Raw genomic sequence first — 18,186 nt, forward strand, 5'->3', positions numbered from 1 at the left:
ATATTTAAGTATAATTAAAAATTTTGTTATTCTCAATAGATACAATCCCCGAAGATTTCAGTTGTCTTTTGGGATAATCATTAGTATATTTAAAATATAGGAGTTTTAAATGGCAGAATGTACACACGACTGCGGTTCTTGCAGTCAGGATTGTTCAAAGAGAGATTTGCAGGTAACTCTGCGAGCTGGTAGCAGTGTAAAAAAAGTTATTGGTATTGTCAGTGGAAAGGGCGGTGTAGGAAAGTCTCTTGTAACAAGTCTTCTTGCAGCCCGTGTAAATAAGGACGGCTTCCGTTCTGCTATTCTTGATGCAGATATTACTGGACCTTCTATTCCAGAAAGTTTTGGTGTAGGCGAAGAGCGTGCTACAGCCCTTGAGGGTGAAGATGCATTGAATCCTGTTGTAACAGATTCTGGAATTCAGCTTATGTCTATGAATTTCCTTCTTCAGAATGAAACAGATCCTGTTATCTGGCGTGGTCCTGTAATTGCAGGTGCTGTAAAACAGTTCTGGACAGATGTTGTATGGAAGGATGTAGATTTTATGTTCGTGGATATGCCACCGGGAACAGGTGATGTACCGCTTACAGTTTTCCAGTCACTTCCAATTGATGGAATTATTGTTGTAAGTTCACCTCAGCAGCTGGTTCGTGTAATCGTAGAAAAGGCTGTAAACATGGCTAATATGATGAACATTCCTATTCTTGGAATCGTTGAAAACATGAGCTATGTAAAGTGTCCCGATTGCGGTAAAGAAATTACAGTATTCGGTAAGAGTAATATTGATCAGATTGCAAAGAGCTTTAATATTCCTGTTCTTGCCCGCATTCCTATGCAGGAAGAAACAAGCCGTGCAGTAGATGCTGGTGATATTGAGAGTCTGGATATTCCTGAACTCAAGGAAGCTGCAGAGACTGTTGAAAAACTGTTGAAAAAATAATTATTTCTGATATACTTGTTTCTATGAATGATAACAAAGAAACAAAGGGTATATCAGAGGAAGAAATTTCCGCTACTATAAAAGAGCTTTGTCACCTTATTTTAAAGTCTGGTGACGAAGCTTTTATTTATGATTTTTTCAACTGCCTTTTTACAAAGCCTGAACTTAAAGATATTGCAAACAGATGGCTGCTCGTAAAGGAAATTGATGCTGGTACAACACAACGTGAGATTGCAAATAAGTTTGCAATGTCTCTTTGTAAGATTACCCGCGGTTCACGTGAGCTTAATAAGGAAGACAGCGCCTTTAGAAAAATGCTGGAATTATTAAAAAATCAGTAAATTGAAGTCCATTTTTCCCCGATAAAGACAATAGAAATGTATATTCAGAGGGGAACTATGGATAGAAAAAAATCACTATTCGAAAATCTTGCTTTTGCCGGATTAACTGGACTTCTTTTATTTTCCGGCTGTGCTTCTAAACCTGTATCTACAAAACAGACACCTCAACAACTCATTATGCAGAACCGCAAGGCAGAGGCAATGCAGGAATTTGTAATGCCTGCAGATATCAATGCCGCTGATGAGAATGGAAATACGGTACTTCATATTGCAGCAATGGTTAATGATGCTGATCTTGTGTCTTTCTTTATCATTAAGGGAGCCGATCCTGAACTTAAGAATTTTGAAGGTGATACACCTCTGCATGTTGCAATTAAAAACTATTCATATGAAGCTGCAAAAACACTGGCTTCAATAAGTAATACACTTTTTTCTCGTGACAGTGAAGGAGTAACTGCTCTTGACCGCGGTCTTATGGAAAGTGAAGATTATTATGACATTTTCATTACTCCAAAAGCAGCTGAGCTTCGTGATGTTGATGGGCAGACAATAGTTCATTATTTTGTCAGAACAAAAAATATTAAAGGTATTTGTAAATGTATTTCTGAAGAAATTCCAATTTCTGTATTAGATGATAATGGAAAAACTCCTCTTGATGTTGCTTTTGAAAATCTTGATGATGAAGATTCTGTTGAAATTGCTGCAGAACTCATTATGGGCGGTGCAGATGAAGTAGTAACTGAATTTTCATATTTCCAGGATGCAATGCTTGCACGTAATGTTAATTCACGTTTTGATGATGGTCAGACTCCACTTCATCTTGCCGCAATTTACGGACACAATGCAATTGCAAAATATCTGCTTGAAAATAATGCTGATACAACCGTTCAGGACAGTTCTGGTGCAACCCCTCTGCATGAAGCTGTTCGTTACGGAAATGTGGAAATCATAAAATCTCTGCTTAATTCCGGTGCAAATGTTAATGCCCGTGATAATCTTGGAAAAACACCAGTAATGCTTATTCTTCCAAAAGATAAAACTGCAGAAATTTATAAGCTTCTTATAACTTATCGTGCAGACCTTTCTCAGAAGGATATGTTTGGTGATACAGTGCTTCATACAGCTTCAATGCTGAATGTTGGTGCTTCTACTTTCTCTGTTCTCATAAATGGTGGAGCAGATGTAAATGCCCGAAATAAGGAAGGTGTAACACCGCTTGCAATTGCTGTTCAGAAAAATGATCTTGAAACAGTAAAACTTCTTACATCTGCCGGTGCAGATATTCATACACAGGATACAAACGGCGATTCTCCACTTTCAATTGCACTTGCCGGTTCTTCAGAAATGCTTGAAGCAGTTGTAAATGAAGCAAATGCTGGCTTTACAGATTCAAATGGTAATACTCCGCTTCATCTGGCTCTTTTGTGTGATGCTCCATTAGCAAAAATCCAGTACATCATAAGCCTTATGAAAGATGTAAATACAAGAAATAAGGATGGTAACTCAGCTTTATTCCTTGCTATTCTTAAAAACCGTCAGAAGGTAGGGGAGCTTCTTCTTGCAAAGAATGCAGATATCTTCTCTACAAACACAAATAATAATTCACCATTGCGTCTTGCTTTGAAATACGGTGGTACAGTTCAGGACTGGCTCATCACTTCTAAAACAATCAAGTCAAAAGACGGAACTGGAAACACAGTTCTTCATTATGCCGCTGAGTGGCAATATAAGGATGCAATTAACAGTCTTGTAATGAAGGGTGCTGATATTGGTGCTAAAAATGCAAATGGAGAAACAGCTCTTTTTAGTGCAGTAAAAACAAATAATCCTAGTGTAATTCAGACAGTTGTAGATTGTGGAGCTGATATTCAGGCCCGCGATAATCTTGGAAGTACAGCAATGCATACTGCTGTTCGCTGGGATGCTCCTGCTTCTATTGATAAACTTCTTTCTCTTGGAATCAATGTAAACGCACAGAATACATCAGGAAAATCACCATTGGCCGAGGCTGTCGTTGCAGGAAAATTTGATATTGCTAAGAAACTTCTTGCATCGGGCGCAGATCCTAATGTTTGTGATTCGAATGGTGTAACAGTTCTGATGGATGCAATTCGTGGCTGCAGCAAAGACAGTGTTCAGCTGCTTTTGAAGTATGGTGCAAATCCAAATGTTCAGGAAGTAAACGGCCGCAATGCTTATCACGAAGCTGCTTATATGGCTGATGTTGATATCATTAAACTCATCAGAAATGCAGGTGGAAATCCTTTGTCGCGCGACAAACAGGGAAATACTCCGTTCTCAATTGTTGTTAAGAAAGATATAAACGTAATCCGTGAAGTACTTGGAAATAATTATACAATTACTGACAGTGATGGAAATACACCTGTTCATATTGTTGTAAAAGCAAAGGCTTCTGATGAGCTCCTTCAGACATTGATTGATGAGGGCTATCCTGTAGATACAAGAAATGCAGACGGATATACAGCCCTTAATTATGCAATTGAAGCTGATTCGGTAAAAACTGCACTTGTTCTGCTTGAAAACGGAGCAAATCCATTCCAGCAGATTGATAAGAAGGGTAAAAACGGAATCTCAATTGCTCTTGAAAAAGGCAATAAGAAAATGATTTCGAATATTGTAAAATACGCAGGAAAGATGACAGACGTTCAGGGTAATACAATCCTTCACTATGCAGCTAAAACCAGTGATACAGCCATGGTAAAGACTTTGATTTCTTATGGAATTGATAAGACAGTGAAAAATGTATCAGGTGATACTGCGTATACAATTGCAGTACGCTGGCGCCGTCCAGAAATTGCGGCGCTCTTAAAGTAAAAAAAAGCCGGCTCATATTATTGAGTCGGCTTGTATAGTCTCGTCTCTGAGACATTATAGTGTAGAACCTGAACCAATCAGCTGTCGCAGTTTGGTTTAGGTTCTGCTATATTAGTCTTCTTCGTTAGAGAGCATGAGGTTAGTCAAAATACCAAGAATCAATGCACATGCTACAGTTCTGATTTCAACAGCTCCGAAGCTTACTACCATTCCACCTACACCAGTAATAAAGATTACAGATGCTACGAAGAGGTTCTTGTTCTTGTTGAGGTCTACAGACTGGAACATCTTGAAACCTGAAACGGCGATGAATCCGTAGAGGGCAACACAAACGCCACCCATTACACAGTTAGGAATTGTTTCAAGGAAAGCTACGAGTGGAGAAATCATAGAGAAGATAATACAGATAATTGCACATCCCCAGATAGAGATTGTTGAAGCATTACGTGTAATAGCAACACATCCAATAGATTCTCCATAAGTTGTGTTTGGACAACCACCGAAAGCTGTACTTACGATTGTACCAACACCATCACCAAGAAGAGTTCTTGTAAGACCAGGTTCTTTAAGAAGATCTTTTCCTACAATTGCAGAAAGGTTTTTGTGGTCAGCAAGGTGTTCTGCAAATACAACAAATGCAACTGGTACATAAGCAGAGAAGAGAGTCAATAGATATTTTCCAGAAACAGCTTTAAGACCTTCAGTTCCACCCAAAAGGAATGTGAACTTTGGAAGTGAAATATAGCCTGAGAACTTAGAGAAGTCGAGGGCTTTTACAGCACCGTAGTTGATTACGATGAGTGCAGGATTATCAATAAGATTACCAATAATTGCAAAGAGAGTTGCAAGAAGATAACCTGCAAGAATACCGAGAATAAAAGGAATCAGTCTTCCAACTTTTTTACCATAAGTAGAGAAAAGCATTGTGATAGCGAGTGTGAAAAGACCGCAGATAAGAGCTACATATGTGCTTCCGCCTTCAACACTTGATTTCATAAGATCACCGATTGCATTACCAGAAAGACTTAATCCGATAATTGCTACTGTAGGTCCAATGATTACTGGTGGCATAAGTTTATTGATCCATTCTACACCACAGAATTTAACGATTATTGCAATGATTACATAAACAAGTCCTGCCATAAGGGCACCGATAATAAGACCCCAATAGCCAGCCTGCTCAGAAAGGCCGAGAGTTGCAGCTCCAGCAAATGCACTGAACATTGAACCAATGAAAGCAAATGAGCTTCCTAAGAAAACAGGGCTTGAACTCTTTGTGAAGAGAAGGTAAACAATTGTACCTACACCTGCACCGAAAAGAGCAGCGGAAGCTGTCAGTCCGTGTCCAATAATAGCTGGGACAGCAATAGTTGCTGCCATAATTGCGAGAAGCTGCTGCAAAGCAAACAGCACAACCTTACCAAAACGTGGCTTGTCCTTGATTCCGTAAATCAAATCCATTTTGATTGACTCCTTTTTGTATGTATTTTTTTAATTATAATCCGTTGTTATATGGAATTCAATTATCAAATTCTATTATAATTAAAAATGAGGTTTTTATGGCTGATTTTTTTGATTATTTGAATTGGAGAGGTGACTTATCTTTTGAAACAGTCCCTTTTAATAAAATTGATGCTTTAATTCTCGCTCATTTGACCTATTCAATTTTCGACAGAGTAGTGCCAGAGAGTTTTACACAAAAAAAGACCTTTGCTCAGGTTGCAAAAGACTTTTCAAATGCTCCTGATTATGAAGAGCGAATCAATATAGGATTTTTAATTAACAAACGTACTGCTGAACTTATGTTTAAATGTGCAGAATCACCTCGTTTTAAGAATGTTGAATTATGCGGATTTAGAAATCTGTTTAGTGAAGAAAATGTTGAGCAGTTTGCAGCAGTTACTTATTTAATAGATGGAAAGCCTGTAATTGCCTTTAGAGGCACAGACGATACAATAGTTGGCTGGAAAGAAGATTTTAATATTGCCTGGCTTGAGCAAATTCCTGCACAAAAAGATGCTCTGGAATATTTTGATGAAGCAGCCGCAGCTTTTAAGAAGGATTTTGTATTAGTCGGACACTCTAAAGGTGGAAATCTTGTTATAAATACAACTGTAAACTGTGGAAAGAAACTTCAGAATCGGATTGATGAAGTTTATAATTTTGATGGTCCGGGTTTTGGAACTGATTTTTTTGAATCTGAAGAATATAAGGCTGTAGAAAAGAAGATTCATTCGTTTTATCCAGGATTTTCGGTTGTAGGAATGATTTTTCATCATCCAAAGACATTTGAAATAGTAAGAAGCGAAGGTTTTGCCTTCTGGCAGCATGATGCAATGAACTGGCAGGTAATGGGAAATCAGTTTATAAATGAAGCTGAATTTACAGAAGAAAGCCGGATTTTTTATAAAGCTTTTAATGAATGGGTAGATAAACTTAAGCCTGCTCAGAAAAAGACTTTTGTAGAAACAATGTTCTGTATTCTGGAAGCATCTGGGGCAAAAACAAATAGTGATATTGAAAAAGATGCATTGAAAGCTACAGCAAGAATGCTCGCTGCCTATGCCGATCTGGACAGATCCCGTAAAAATGAGATGAAAAAGATCTTAAATATGTTTAAAGATGTAATTACAGATGATATTCCAATCTTTAAACCTTTTGTTCTTCTTAAAAATAATTTGCGAATAATGAGTTGAGGTTCTATAATTTAAGTATGAGTGATACAACAATAGTAACAAATAGTCCTGTAGGACGACATCTTGATTCTCTTGGTGAAGGAAAGCCTGCATCTTACCTTATGTTTAATCATAAAAAGGTTGAACTTGTTGCAAAAATTACAATTGGCCGTGATACAGACAATGATGTAGTTGTTGACAACAAGCTTGCAAGCCGTCATCATGCAATGATCCAGAAGATTAAAGATGCATATTTTATTAAAGATGTTGGAAGTACAAACGGAACTTTTATAAATGATGTTCGTATTCCAAATGAAAAATATGTAAAATTAAATCCTGGTGACAAAATCTCAATCGGTAACATGAATCTTGTGGTTTCATAAAATCACTAAGATACAGGAATAATTTTGGACTCAGTTTATCAGACAATAAAAACTATTCTCACCTCAAATACTCTGCCGACTTATGATGAGTTTTTCGATTTATTAAATCAGGCTTCAGATTGTCTTGAAAAAGAAAAAACTCAGTATAGGCAAAAGGCATCGGATGACAGTACAGGCGGACTTGTTGATTTTCATGAAGATGAACTTCCACTGATTGTAATTCCAGATTTACATGCACGTCCATATTTTTTAATGAATATTCTTGATTATCAGCTTTATGAAGATATGACAGTTTTTGAAGCTCTTTCTGCAAGAAGGGTAAGACTTTTAAGTGTCGGTGATATTCTTCATACAGAACGACATACAAGAGAAAGATGGGCAGCTGCTGCAGCTGAATTTGATAATGGAATATTTACAGGTCCTGCGCTTTCAGCAGAAATGCAGGAAGGGCTTTGTCTTCTGGCTGGACTCTTAAAATTGAAAGAGGCTTTTCCAGCTTATGTACATATCCTGAAGGGAAATCATGAAAATATTCTGAATGCTACCGGAGACGGTGATTATGCATTCAGGAAATTTGCAGATGAAGGTGAAATGGGTATGGTCTTTGTACAGGACTTCTATGGAGATGATATTCTTTATCTGATGAATTGCGTAGAAAAGAGTTTACCGCTGGTTTATTTTGGGAAAAAATGTGTGGTATCTCATGCAGAACCTTTCAGAACTTATACACGTGAAGAACTTGTTAATGCACGTCTGACAAAAGGTGTTGTTGAAGGCCTGACCTGGACAGATAACGGAACGGCAGCAATTGGAAGTGCTCAAGGTACAATAAAAAATCTTTGTGAGGGATTCGAGCTTTCACAGATAAATGATTATGTATATCTGGGTGGACACCGTCCGGTAACTGGAAATTATAAACTTTTACAGAATGGACGATACATTCAGTTTCATAATCCTGGAAAACAGAATATTGCATTAGTGCAGTCAGATAGAAAATTTAATCCGGAGACGGATATAGTGGAGATTAAAAAATGAGTGACGAATTTCCTCCAATGATAGGAAAGTACAAAATTCTCGGAATTATCGCTAAGGGTGGAATGGGTGTTGTATATAAGGCAATTCATCCGTCTTTGAAGCGTTATGTCGTAATCAAAAAAATGACAGCCAGAGGACATGCAGGAGATGCCGGTCGTTTTAAAAAGGAAGCACAGCTGCTGCTTGATTTACAGAGTCCGTATATTGTTCACTTATTTGATTATTTCACCGAAGGCGGCTACCGTTATATGGTGGAAGAACTTGTTGATGGAACAGCACTGGATGCACTCATAAAGAAACAGACTTCTATTCCATGTCCGGTTTCTATGCTTGTTATGCAGGATGCCTGCTATGCCTTAAAATATGCTCATTCAAAAGGAATTGTACACCGCGATATTAAACCGGGAAATATTCTTTTATCGAAGCGGGGTGAAATAAAGCTCGCAGACTTTGGTATTGCAAGTGATCACGCTGCAGGCGGCGCGGATGAGGGAAGTGATAAAACCCAGACAGGTGTTGCGTTAGGAACGCCGGCATATATGCCTCCGGAGCAGTTCGAAGACAGTGCAAGGGTAGATCACCGTGCAGATATTTATGCGCTGGGCATTATGCTTTATGAAATGGTTACCGGTACTAAGCCTTACCCGGGAACTCTGTCGCTTGAAACTCTCGCGGTGATTAAAAAGGGCCGTTATATAAGTCCACGGAAAATTGATAAAACTGTGCCGAAAGATATCTGCCGCCTGATTCATAAAATGATTCGACCTAAGGCAAAAGCCCGCTACCAGTCTATAGATGCTGTGTTACGTCAGGTAAAAAGATATCTCAGCCATTATGATACACATGAACTCCGTGTTCAGCTGGCAAAATCAGTAGTAACAACAAAGCAGTATACCTTTGCTCCTGAAGCACTGGCAGTAAAGGACCGTGCACGTCGCATTGTAAGACGTTCTGTACTGGGAGTTTTCGCTGCTGCTGCTGTTTTTGCAGGTTTATGGTACAGCGGTTTTATTCATGAAACTGTGCTTTCAAAATGGTACAGTCAGGTAAGCATAGAAGTAGAAATGCCGCGAGCTTTGTCCGAAAATCTCGACCTTCCGGCAAGAGCATTTTTCTTTGAAAATGATGGAGATAAGATTCCCGAAGTTCAGGGAACCCACAGAACCTTCTATGAACAGGGCTCAGCTTTTTATGAAAAACTGATGTTCAGTTCTGCAAAAAAACGTATGATAGCTTCCAGACCTGCCGGTCGCAATAAAACTTACAGTATGCGTCCTGTTTTCCTGAAAAATGGAAGTTACCGTGTTAAGGTTGTTGTTGGACCTTATGTATGGTGGAAGAGTTTTTCTGTTGGAGATGATGATGTTGATATTACCTGTGATTTCCTTAAAAATACAAAAAGAAATCTTACTATAAAGACTTTTGCTTCAGATAGTGTAACAGGTGAAGATATCACTGAAGAAACAGAATTCAAAATCTTCTATAAGAATAAGTGGATTCCTTTGGCTGAAATTGAAGAAGAAAATCTGGAATCTGGAACTGTATGGAAAATCAGAACAGAACGCGAAGGATATCAGGGTGAAGAATTCTCTCTTTTAATCGATTGGTATCAGGATGAACTTATTATTTCTTCGGAATTATTGCCAGAAATCTCAAACTAAAAAAACGGTGATTGCGGGTCCCAGCGACGGCAAAAAAGGGAATAGGAATCCCCCCAGGTACCCCCGAGACAAAATCTCACTTCGCTCGATTTTGTCTCGACCCGGGGCCCCCCTTTCCCTTTTCTTGCCTGCGTCCCACAATCACCGTTTTTTTAGTTTTATTTGACGATTTAATAGAAAAATCAGTATATTAAAAGTATGAACAATAAAGATGATAATTCGTCAGAGAACTCTATAATCCCAACAGATCAGATTCTCCCTAATAAATTAACATTGATTCCGCTTGCCGGACGGCCGATATTTCCAGGCATTTTTACTCCTCTTATGATAACCTCAAATGATGACGTAAAGGTTGTTGAAGAAGCGTATGAAAATGAAGGTTTTATCGGAATCGTAATGCTTAAAAATGATTCGGAAACTCCTTCCATCAGTGACCTGTATAAGGTTGGAACAGCAGCCCGAATCATCAAAAAAGTGAACCTTCCTGATGGCGGTATAAATATTTTTATTTCAACAGTAAAGCGTTTCAAAATCAGAAAGGTTCTGCATAATGCGGCTCCTATGGCTGCAGCAATTGAATATCTTGATGATGAAGAAGCAAATACATTTGAAGTAAAGGCTCTTACCCGCGCACTTATTTCTGAAATGAAAGAGGTTAGTGAAAATAATCCTCTGTTTTCGGAAGAAATGCGTCTCAATATGGTTAATATTGATAATCCTGGTAAGATTGCAGACTTTATTGCATCAATTCTGAATGTTGATAAAAATGAACAGCAGAAGATTCTTGAAACTGTAAATGTTCGTCAGCGAATGGAGCAGGTGCTTGTGTTTATCAAAAAAGAACAGGAACTGCTCAGAGTTCAGAAAAAGATTCAGCATGAACTTAATGACCGGATAGAAAAAAATCAGCGTGAGTATTTCCTTCGTGAGGAAATGCGTTCAATTCAGGAAGAGTTGGGCGAAACTCCAGATGGAAACGAAACCGACTATCAGAAGTTCAAAAAGAAGATTGAAGAACTGGCCTTTGAAGGTGAAATCAAGGAAACTGTTGAGAGTGAGCTTTCAAAACTTTCAATGATGGATCCGAACTCTTCTGAGTGGCTTGTTACACGTAATTATCTTGAACTGATTACCCAGCTTCCATGGAAGGTTCCTGCTGTTGATGATTATGATTTAAACCGCGCAAAGAAAATTCTCGAGGACGACCATTTTGGCCTTGAGGATGTAAAAAAGCGTATTGTTGAATATCTTGCGGTTCGCAAAATGAAGAAGGATGCCAAAGGTTCTATTCTTCTTCTCGTTGGACCTCCGGGAGTTGGTAAGACAAGTATCGGCCGTTCAATTGCAAATGCCATGAATAAACCGTTCTACCGTTTCTCAGTTGGCGGTATGCGTGATGAAGCAGAAATTAAAGGTCACCGCAGAACATACATTGGAGCTATGCCCGGAAAAATTATTCAGGGACTCAAAATCACAAAGAGCAGCACTCCTGTTTTTATGATTGATGAAATTGATAAGATGGGCTCAAGTCATAACGGAGATCCTGCAAGTGCATTGCTTGAAGTTCTTGATCCGGAACAGAATGTTACTTTCCGTGATACATATCTCGACCTGCCTTATGATATTTCGAATGTGTTCTTTATTCTGACTGCAAATACTCTGGATACTGTTCCTGAGCCATTGCTCGACCGTGCTGAAATTATTCACCTGAGCGGATATATTGATCAGGAAAAACTTGAGATTGCAAAGAAGTATCTTGTTCCAAAGAACCTTGCTAAAAACGGACTTGCAAAGAATCAGGTAAAATATACAAAGGCAGCACTGCTTGAGATTGCGGAAGAATATGCCCGCGAAGCTGGTGTCCGCAATTACGAAAAGTGCCTTGATAAGATTCATCGTAAGATTGTTACTGAGATGGTTTTTGAAGCCGAGAAGAAGGGTGGAATAACCGAAACATCTATCACCCTCGACGCTCCAGACCTTTTCAAATATCTTGGAAAACCTGTCTTCGACGAAAGTCAGATAAAAACTGCCAGCGTACCGGGAACTGCAATTGGTCTTGCCTGGACAAGCATGGGTGGCGACACACTTCTGATTGAATCCTCTTCATTTGCCGGAAAGAGTGGGCTTGTACTCACAGGTCAGATGGGTGATGTAATGAAGGAATCAAGTCAGATCGCTTTTGACTGGGCTCGCAAGTTTGTTCTTGAGCGCGGTGTAAAAGATGCAAAGTGGTTTGAAGACAATATTGTACATCTTCATATTCCGGAAGGAGCTACTCCAAAGGATGGACCAAGTGCTGGAATCACAATGGCTACAACTTTTGTTTCACTTTTGATGAACAAAAAGATTAAGCCTAATCTTGCAATGACTGGTGAGCTTTCACTTACTGGTCAGGTTCTGCCGATTGGTGGTCTCCGCGAAAAGACTGTTGCAGCAAAACGTAATAAGATTAAAACAATTATTATTCCAAAGGCAAACGAGCGCGACCTCGAAGATATTCCTGTACACGTAAAGCAGGGCATAAAGTTTATGCCTGTAAGTGATGTGCATGAAGTTCTTGAGATTGCGTTGGGAATAAAATAATCAATTCATAACACCGAGTTCCACGAGCCACTCTTTGAGAGCCTGGTTCCAGTGGAACTCTTTCATAAAGGCATTGTCTTTCATTCCAAAACCGTGTCCGCCCCAGTCATAAACTGCAAGGCGGCTCGGTATTTTTTTTGCCTGAAGGGCATCATAAAGACGGAATGAATTCTCATAAATTACAACCGGGTCATCTTTGCAGACAACTACATAAGTTGGCGGCATATTGTCCGGTACATTCAATTCCATTGAGAACTCATCTTTGCGTTCCTGAGTCTGATTTTTTTTGCCAGAACCTAAAAGACTGTTGCGCGACCAGCGGTGTGCAATATCATCCTGCATTGTAACAACTGGATAAACTGGAATTACAAAATCTGGACGCAAACTAACGTTAGTTTGTATTCCAAGTTTTTCAATTTCATTATGAGTTTCAAAAAACTCTCCGGCCATAGTTACAAGATGTCCGCCGGCAGAAAATCCGATTACACCAACTTTGTTAGGATCAATATTCCATTCTTCTGCATTTTCACGGACAAGCTGAATTGCTCTCTGAATATCCTGCAGCATGGCAGGGTAGTGGTAAAAACTTTCTGCAGTACGGTATTTTAATACAAATGCTGTAACTCCATTTTTTGCAAACCAGGTGGCAGTTGTGTTTCCTTCGCCCTTAAGTCCAAGATGATGATAACTTCCGCCCGGACATACAATTACTGCTGCATTAGTTTCAGATGAAGTCTTCTCTGCCTTATGCATGAACATAACAGAAGGCTGTTTTTCCATGCCTTTTACATTACGCCAGAGATAAATTGTTGCATCCTGAGAAAAGGCTGTAATTGAAAAAACTAAGATAGTAGCTAGAGTTACAAAAATTCGTTTCATAAAATTATTATAACAAAACAACCTTCTTTCTTCTATTAAAATATTGTGGTAAACTTCCTTCATTATGAAAGGCATTATTTTTGATATGGATGGAGTAATTTTAGACTCCGAAACAATTTCTGACAGAACCTGGATGGAAGCTGCAAAAGAGAAAAATCTTGAAGTTAATATAGAGCTTATAAATGCCTGCCGTGGTTCAAATAAAAATGATACAATTGAAATCTTCAAAAAACATTTTGGAAATAACTTTGATGGAGAAGGCTTTCTTACTCGTACCTCAGAGCTCTTTCATCAGATAGAAGAAAATGAAGGAATCCCTTTAATGCATTATGCAAAAGAGATTCTTGAATATCTGAAATCTCGATATACTCTTGCGCTTGCTTCTTCTACACGTGGGGAAACTGTTGAACGTCAGTTACGCACAGCAGGTGTAATTGATTTTTTTGAAACAAGGACGACAGGAGACATGGTTGTTCACAGTAAACCGAATCCGGAAATTTATCTGATGGCTTGTAAATCTGTTGGACTTAAACCGGAAGAATGTTATGCAGTTGAAGACAGTTTGAACGGAATAAAGAGCGCTTATGCAGCCGGCTTAAAAACGATTATGGTTGTAGATAAAATTCAGCCGACCGAGGAAATCAGAAAAATGTGCATTGCAGTTTTTGATTCCCTCGAAGGACTGAAGTCAATTTTATAATTCTATTCCAGAGCTTTAAGAATTCTAAAGAACTCAGGCTTTTTCTTTAAGTTGTAATGGAAGATACCGCAGTAAGGTCCATTCATCTTATAGCTGTAATCTGTTTTTGGGAGAGATGGATTATCTGTGAGTCCCCAGATTGAAACACTTGTAAGATATGTGTTTTCGTTGTTAGCGGCGCCAAGCATCTTAAAGAAGTTCTCATAGAAGTTTTCATGGCGTGCTGCAGTTGCTGGATCTTTTTCGTAATTGCGCAATGCAAGTTCTGTTACATGAACTTCAACACCAAGATTTCCATAGAAGTTGATTGCATTCTTGAAAAGATTGATATCATTTGAATTCATACAGCCTGCCTGCTGTCCATAACCGCCAACATAGCCCTGCATTCCAAGTCCATCACAAAGTTTTTCTTTTTTATTGATGCTGGTAATGAGTTTTCCGATTGCTTCACGTTTAGGTGAAAGGAATGTATTATAATCATTATAGAAGAGTTTGATATCTGGATTTACTTTGTTTGCAGCTTTACGTGCATACTTAAATGCGAGCTCAACATAATCTGGTCCTATTACATCATAGAAATAATTTGGAGTTCCACCTCTTAAAGTGCGGACTCTTCGCTCATCATCTGCCTTGCATTCGTTTAAGCCGTCTGCAACAGCTTCATTTACAACATCCCAGCAGTAAACAACACCAGGGAAGTTTATTTCAAAATGCGAAACAACTTCATCGATATAATATTCAAGACGTTTTTTCATTGTGTCGGAATCAACAAAAGCACCATCTTTTGAATAGCCTTCCTTAAAGAACCAGACTGGCATATATGCATCCCATACAAGAACATGTCCGCGGATTCCTATTCCGTTTTCCTGTGCAAACTGGGCAATTTTATCTGCCTGTGAATAGTTCATGACAGGCATTCCGTTTTCTGATTTCATGCTCAGCTGCTGATTCAAAAGTGAATAAGCCTTAAACTCGTTTGAAGCAGTTATACTGTTGAAGTCAGCTTTAATCATATCTGTATATGCAGATTTTTGAACAGTCTGATAAGAAATTACAGCGCCCATCTTAAAGCCGTGTCTGGCAGCTGCTTCGTATAAAGGTTCTTTCTGTTCCGGCATTTCTGCTTCTGCGGCTTTTTCTTCTGCCTGCGATTTTTCGGCAGACTTCATAAACGCAGCAGCCATTCCGGTTGCTTCCTGTTGTGTATTCTGTGCAACAGTTTTTTCAGATTTTCCCTTGCAGGAGATGAGTGTAATTGCGACAAAGAATGTCAGTGTTATAAGTGTGATTCTTTTCATGTAAATTATTTTACAATAATCTTTCCGTTGGAAATATCAAGTAATTTACTGATGAAAAGCTCGTGTTCATCCTCGCGGATTTCACCTGTGAGTGTAATTTCGGTTCCAAAGTCTTCTGTGAGATTGTAGATATGGAATTGTTCAAGTGTGATTTTAATAAGTTTATAGAGTGCGTAGTCGGTAGAGAAGGTGAAAGCTTTTTTTGCTACGAGTTCTTCAAAAAGGCCGGCTTCATCTGCGGCAGCGAGAACTCCTTTTGCTCCGTTGCCGTATGCTTTTACAAGGCCACCAGTTCCAAGTAGTGTGCCACCAAACCATCGTGTAATTGTGAGAACTGTGTTTGTGCAATTGCGGCCACGGAGAACATCGAGGGCAGGACGGCCGGCTGTACCGGATGGTTCTCCGTCATCGCTCATTCCCATAACTTCGGCACCGGGGCCGATAACAAAGGCGTGTACTACGTGAGTTGCATCGGCATATTTTGCTTTCTGAGATTTTACGAGTTCGCGGGCTTCTGCCTGTGTGGAACAGGGAAAGAGCTCGGAGAGGAAGCGCGAGCCTTTTATTGTTTCTTCGTAGTTGATGTATTCTTTTAGAACTTCCATATTTTTTTAGGTGCTAGGTGCTAGTTTTTTTTGTGCAGGGTTTTAGGGGCTGCATAAGCCCCTAGGAGAAGGGGTAGCGGAAAACGCCGCAGGCGGTTGGAGCGAGGGGGAGACTTCCCCCTAATCCCCTAGAACCTAAAACCTGACACCTATAACCTTTCTCCTACTCCACAACAATATCCTGAACTTCCTTATTGGCAACGCGGATACCTTTTGCTTTGAGAGACTTTTCCTCAAACTTATCGGCCTTGAACTTTTCGGTGAGCACCTTGAGGCGAGGCTTTTTTACGTAATTGAGCTGGAAGGTAAAGCTCTTGCGGGTATCAACGTGGAGAACTTCGCAGCCTTCAGGAGCAAAGAAGTAGTCGCGGTTCATGATAAAGGCCTGAATCTTACAGCGCTTGATGTGAACGAACTGAGTTGCAGGATCGCGGTAAAGAATTGTAAAGAGAACCTTTGAGAGGCTTTCTTTATCGGCAAATCCACAGTAACGCATTTCCGGTCCGACAAAAAGTTTTTTCGGTGTTTCTGAAACAGAGTAAATTCCGCTCTTTCGAACGTAAAGAATCTTGTCGTATGGAGTAACTTTGAAAAGTTCTGTACCGCCGGAAACTTCTGTTCCGAGGTTTCCGTTTTTTTCGTCGTATTTGAGGGAAAGATCGCGCTTTGTTACGGCCTTTACGTCTACGGCATTGATGTTTGTAATAGTTGTATGGCGCTTAAGGTTTTCTTCCCCAAGACTTTCAAGCTTCTTTTCGATTCCGTCGAGCCAGCTGATTGCATAGTCTACGAGGTGTTTGAGCAGGCGGTTGATTTCCTTAATGCGTGCATTGATTGCTTCAACTTCGGCCTTATTCTTGCTCATATCATAAAGCGAGATACGGCGGATCGGGATTTTCAAAAGGTGGTCAACATCTTCATCTGTTATCGGACGAATCAGTTCTTTCGCGAATGGCTTAAAGCCGTCTTTTACAGCCTTGATTACGCCTTCTTCTGTTTTCTGCTGTTCAATCTTTTTATAAATGCGCTCTTCAACAAAGATTCGCTCGAGAGTACGCAGATGGAGTTTTTCCATGAGGTCTTCTTTTTCGAGTTCAAGTTCCCGTTTAAGAATTCCCACAAGCTGTTTTGCGTGATGTTCGATTACCTGAGTACAGGTCATCTGCACAGGCATGTTGTCTTTGATTACGAGGAGGTTACAGTAGATTGTCTGTTCACAGTCTGTGAAAGCATAGAGAGAATCTACGACATCTTTTGTGTAAACTCCGCGCTGAAGACGGATTTCGATATTTACTTTATCTGAAGTATAGTCCTGAATTGATGTAGCTTTGATTTTTCCATTCTTAACAGCTTTTTCAATTGAGTTACAAAGTCGTTCTGTTGTAGAACCATAAGGCAATTCAGTAATTACGATTTTTTTATCATCACTTGTATCCATTTTTGCACGGGTGATGATTTTTCCGAGTCCATCCTGATAGTCACTGACATCAATAAGACCTCCGGTAGGGAAGTCAGGGAAGAGCTGGAATTTTTCTCCGCGAAGGCATTTTCGTTCAGCATCAATTACTTCATGAATATTATGACTCAGAATATTGGTGCTCATACCAACAGCAATACCTTCAGCACCCATAATCAGAACGAGCGGAAGTTTTGCCTGGAACGAGGTCGGTTCAACATCGCGGCTATCGTAGGTTTCAACATATTGTGTAATACGTGGATTTGTATTTAAGATTTCTTTTGTAATTGGTCGGAGGCGGCACTCAATGTATCGGGGAGCAGAAGCTCCGTCACCGGTGTACATGTTACCAAAGTTTCCCTGCTTGTCGATAAAGATTTCCTTGTTGGCAAGATTAACAAGCGCAGTGTAAATAGAAGCGTCTCCGTGCGGGTGATAAGCCATAACCTTGCCGCACACGTTAGCAACCTTTGTGAAACGTCCGTCGTCTGTCTTGATAAGTGTATGAATGATTCGTCTTTGAACAGGTTTCAGTCCGTCAGTAATTTCAGGAATAGCGCGGTCACGGATAACGTAACTTGCATACTGAATAAAGTTCTGATCGAACAGATTTTTTACATAAGCCATTAGTTTTCCCCAAGGGACAAAAATATACATCGTCAAATTAAACGACGCCGTCATCCTGAACTTGTTTCAGGATCTTTTGTTAATTGTCCTAACCCACATAAAATTATAAATGAAAAATTCGTGATTTTCAACTGTTTTTGCTTGACTTAACTGTTATACTGTTAT

Annotated in this window: 14 protein-coding genes; 9 read left to right on the plus strand and 5 right to left on the minus strand. The window is 39.5% G+C overall.

Features of this window, described 5'->3' with window-relative positions:
• Window positions 1-109 precede the first annotated feature (109 nt).
• From AABJ44_RS05265 to AABJ44_RS05275, 3 genes are read left to right on the plus strand one after another with little or no spacing between them, the layout of a single operon-like run.
• Window positions 110-940: a P-loop NTPase gene (locus AABJ44_RS05265; RefSeq protein WP_338370888.1), complete on the plus strand. Its 831-nt coding sequence runs from the start codon at window positions 110-112 to the stop codon at window positions 938-940.
• A gap of 23 nt (window positions 941-963) precedes the next feature.
• Complete coding sequence (locus tag AABJ44_RS05270; protein ID WP_074645529.1) at window positions 964-1,281, plus strand: Trp family transcriptional regulator; 318 nt, start codon at window positions 964-966, stop codon at window positions 1,279-1,281.
• A 57-nt stretch (window positions 1,282-1,338) separates the two neighbouring features.
• Complete coding sequence (locus AABJ44_RS05275; protein WP_338370889.1) at window positions 1,339-4,116, plus strand: ankyrin repeat domain-containing protein; 2,778 nt, start codon at window positions 1,339-1,341, stop codon at window positions 4,114-4,116.
• Window positions 4,117-4,227: 111 nt separating this feature from the next.
• Here AABJ44_RS05275 and AABJ44_RS05280 read toward each other — a convergent pair whose 3' ends face one another.
• Window positions 4,228-5,577, minus strand: coding sequence for a uracil-xanthine permease family protein (locus AABJ44_RS05280; protein ID WP_338370890.1), 1,350 nt, complete (start codon window positions 5,575-5,577; stop codon window positions 4,228-4,230).
• Between the two features lie 98 nt (window positions 5,578-5,675).
• Here AABJ44_RS05280 and AABJ44_RS05285 point away from each other — a divergent pair, with 98 nt between their 5' ends.
• The 5 genes from AABJ44_RS05285 to lon all read left to right on the plus strand — a co-directional run bounded on the left by AABJ44_RS05285 (window position 5,676) and on the right by lon (window position 12,456).
• Complete coding sequence (locus AABJ44_RS05285; RefSeq protein WP_338370891.1) at window positions 5,676-6,812, plus strand: Mbeg1-like protein; 1,137 nt, start codon at window positions 5,676-5,678, stop codon at window positions 6,810-6,812.
• 17 nt (window positions 6,813-6,829) lie between these two features.
• Window positions 6,830-7,174 carry an FHA domain-containing protein gene (locus AABJ44_RS05290; RefSeq protein ID WP_074645522.1) on the plus strand — a complete coding sequence of 115 codons (345 nt, stop codon included), beginning with the start codon at window positions 6,830-6,832 and terminating at the stop codon, window positions 7,172-7,174.
• A 24-nt stretch (window positions 7,175-7,198) separates the two neighbouring features.
• On the plus strand, window positions 7,199-8,209 hold the full coding sequence (locus tag AABJ44_RS05295) for a hypothetical protein (RefSeq protein ID WP_338370892.1): 1,011 nt from the start codon (window positions 7,199-7,201) through the stop codon (window positions 8,207-8,209).
• Window positions 8,206-9,870 (plus strand): serine/threonine protein kinase, encoded by a 1,665-nt coding sequence (locus AABJ44_RS05300; protein ID WP_338370893.1) that lies wholly within the window; start codon window positions 8,206-8,208, stop codon window positions 9,868-9,870. The genes AABJ44_RS05295 and AABJ44_RS05300 overlap by 4 nt, the downstream gene beginning before the upstream one ends.
• Before the next feature lie 198 nt (window positions 9,871-10,068).
• A complete protein-coding gene (gene lon / locus AABJ44_RS05305; protein WP_338370894.1) occupies window positions 10,069-12,456 on the plus strand; it encodes an endopeptidase La in 2,388 nt (795 codons plus the stop codon).
• On the opposite strand, the gene AABJ44_RS05310 is transcribed toward lon, so the two are convergent.
• On the minus strand, window positions 12,457-13,335 hold the full coding sequence (locus AABJ44_RS05310) for an alpha/beta hydrolase (RefSeq protein ID WP_338370895.1): 879 nt from the start codon (window positions 13,333-13,335) through the stop codon (window positions 12,457-12,459).
• Between the two features lie 64 nt (window positions 13,336-13,399).
• Here AABJ44_RS05310 and AABJ44_RS05315 point away from each other — a divergent pair, with 64 nt between their 5' ends.
• Window positions 13,400-14,035, plus strand: a complete 636-nt coding sequence (locus tag AABJ44_RS05315; RefSeq protein ID WP_338370896.1) for an HAD family hydrolase — start codon at window positions 13,400-13,402, stop codon at window positions 14,033-14,035.
• A gap of 2 nt (window positions 14,036-14,037) precedes the next feature.
• Here the strand turns inward: AABJ44_RS05315 and AABJ44_RS05320 are convergent, their stop codons facing one another.
• The 3 genes from AABJ44_RS05320 to AABJ44_RS05330 all read right to left on the minus strand — a co-directional run bounded on the left by AABJ44_RS05320 (window position 14,038) and on the right by AABJ44_RS05330 (window position 18,021).
• Window positions 14,038-15,333 carry an endo-1,4-beta-xylanase gene (locus tag AABJ44_RS05320; RefSeq protein WP_338370897.1) on the minus strand — a complete coding sequence of 432 codons (1,296 nt, stop codon included), beginning with the start codon at window positions 15,331-15,333 and terminating at the stop codon, window positions 14,038-14,040.
• A gap of 5 nt (window positions 15,334-15,338) precedes the next feature.
• Window positions 15,339-15,938, minus strand: coding sequence for an IMPACT family protein (locus AABJ44_RS05325; protein ID WP_338370898.1), 600 nt, complete (start codon window positions 15,936-15,938; stop codon window positions 15,339-15,341).
• A gap of 163 nt (window positions 15,939-16,101) precedes the next feature.
• Window positions 16,102-18,021 carry a DNA topoisomerase IV subunit A gene (locus AABJ44_RS05330; RefSeq protein ID WP_074645511.1) on the minus strand — a complete coding sequence of 640 codons (1,920 nt, stop codon included), beginning with the start codon at window positions 18,019-18,021 and terminating at the stop codon, window positions 16,102-16,104.
• Between the last annotated feature and the right edge of the window lie 165 nt (window positions 18,022-18,186).

The organism is Treponema bryantii (assembly GCF_036492245.1).
GTDB lineage: Bacteria > Spirochaetota > Spirochaetia > Treponematales > Treponemataceae > Treponema_D > Treponema_D bryantii_C.

What these genes read in the sequence shown, in the direction of transcription:
- AABJ44_RS05265 (WP_338370888.1), top strand. Translation starts at nt 110, where the DNA reads ATGGCAGAATGTACACACGACTGCGGTTCTTGCAGTCAGGATTGTTCA.
- AABJ44_RS05270 (WP_074645529.1), top strand. Translation starts at nt 964, where the DNA reads ATGAATGATAACAAAGAAACAAAGGGTATATCAGAGGAAGAAATTTCC.
- AABJ44_RS05275 (WP_338370889.1), top strand. Translation starts at nt 1,339, where the DNA reads ATGGATAGAAAAAAATCACTATTCGAAAATCTTGCTTTTGCCGGATTA.
- AABJ44_RS05280 (WP_338370890.1), bottom strand. Translation starts at nt 5,577, where the DNA reads ATGGATTTGATTTACGGAATCAAGGACAAGCCACGTTTTGGTAAGGTT.
- AABJ44_RS05285 (WP_338370891.1), top strand. Translation starts at nt 5,676, where the DNA reads ATGGCTGATTTTTTTGATTATTTGAATTGGAGAGGTGACTTATCTTTT.
- AABJ44_RS05290 (WP_074645522.1), top strand. Translation starts at nt 6,830, where the DNA reads ATGAGTGATACAACAATAGTAACAAATAGTCCTGTAGGACGACATCTT.
- AABJ44_RS05300 (WP_338370893.1), top strand. Translation starts at nt 8,206, where the DNA reads ATGAGTGACGAATTTCCTCCAATGATAGGAAAGTACAAAATTCTCGGA.
- lon (WP_338370894.1), top strand. Translation starts at nt 10,069, where the DNA reads ATGAACAATAAAGATGATAATTCGTCAGAGAACTCTATAATCCCAACA.
- AABJ44_RS05310 (WP_338370895.1), bottom strand. Translation starts at nt 13,335, where the DNA reads ATGAAACGAATTTTTGTAACTCTAGCTACTATCTTAGTTTTTTCAATT.
- AABJ44_RS05315 (WP_338370896.1), top strand. Translation starts at nt 13,400, where the DNA reads ATGAAAGGCATTATTTTTGATATGGATGGAGTAATTTTAGACTCCGAA.
- AABJ44_RS05320 (WP_338370897.1), bottom strand. Translation starts at nt 15,333, where the DNA reads ATGAAAAGAATCACACTTATAACACTGACATTCTTTGTCGCAATTACA.
- AABJ44_RS05325 (WP_338370898.1), bottom strand. Translation starts at nt 15,938, where the DNA reads ATGGAAGTTCTAAAAGAATACATCAACTACGAAGAAACAATAAAAGGC.
- AABJ44_RS05330 (WP_074645511.1), bottom strand. Translation starts at nt 18,021, where the DNA reads ATGGCTTATGTAAAAAATCTGTTCGATCAGAACTTTATTCAGTATGCA.